We start from the raw sequence: 1,095 nt of genomic DNA, 5'->3' as shown, positions 1-1,095 counted from the left end.
CCGCCTTTCAGGTCGCTCTCCACCATACGCTTGTTCAGCTCCTCTCGGAGTTCATCAAGAAAATAGGTGCGGCTGTCATCCTTGCGGCGTTTCATGTTCATATAGACGTTGTAGCAGTTCTTGATTTCTATACCAAAGATTTCGGAAAAGGCATCTGCCAATTCTTCTATACCGATTTCACCATCGTTGATACAGTCACAGGTATCAAGTGCGTAGAGTAGTTCCACCAAGTCGGTTGCTTTACCTGTCCAACGAAGTTTCTCGGTTGGTTTGACGGGCAAAGTAGAAAGAAGCCCCTGCATCCGCATCTTTAATAACTTTAACTCCGTATCAATGACACATAGTAGCTCCGACACATTTTTTCCCCTTTCCGTCCATCAAATACACCGCTTGCAAAGTTTGTAAACGAAAACGAGTATAGCGGAGAATACGAAACAAAGAGATGGCGTCGTCTTCTGCATCACATAGATCAATGATCCTCTTCATAAAGTTCTCCGATGCTTTTTGTTCTTGTTCATTTGTAGAGCAAGACGAAATTAGCGTCTTAAATTCTTCCGTTTGAATAAGTCTTAGCATAATCATATCTTTTATGGTTCAACATTGCAGATTCTCTGTTGTGAGATGTGATTTATGACCTATCTCCTTATGAATTCGGACAGCAAAGAACAGTGTCATTAAAGTTGCAAAGACGTCGGCAATAGGCTGTGCATAAAGCACTCCATTTAGTTCCCAATACGATGGAAGCAGTAATATTATAGGGATAAAAAACAAACCTTGCCGTCCGATGTTTAGCAGAAGACTTTGCCTTGCTCTTCCGATTGCCATATATAGTGTGGAATACACAAATTGGAATCCGAAAGTGAAGAACATAATCGTATTGGCCCTAAGCGCAATTCTTGCTATTTCCTGCATTGTTTCGTCTTTACCGAAACAACTGATGATAGGAGAGGTAAAAATGACTATAAGAATACTCCAGAGCACACAAAACGAGGTTGTGAGTATCAGAGAACAGCACACCGCTTCCCTTAATCTTTGAAAATTGCCTGCCCCGTAGTTATAGCCTGCCATAGGTTGGAGTCCTTTTACAAATCCGAA

2 protein-coding genes are annotated in these 1,095 nt (G+C 41.6%); both read right to left on the bottom strand.

Features of this window, described 5'->3' with window-relative positions; translation table 11 throughout:
- On the bottom strand, positions 1-308 hold a 308-nt coding region (locus tag L888_RS0111140; protein ID WP_044249317.1), incomplete at its 3' end, for an RteC domain-containing protein.
- 286 nt (positions 309-594) lie between these two features.
- The coding region (locus tag L888_RS0111130) for an MATE family efflux transporter (RefSeq protein ID WP_027952941.1) at positions 595-1,095 on the bottom strand (501 nt) is incomplete at its 5' end.

Source organism: Hallella seregens ATCC 51272 (genome assembly GCF_000518545.1).
Lineage (GTDB): Bacteria > Bacteroidota > Bacteroidia > Bacteroidales > Bacteroidaceae > Prevotella > Prevotella seregens.
This window is presented reverse-complemented; position numbering and strand designations above follow the sequence as displayed.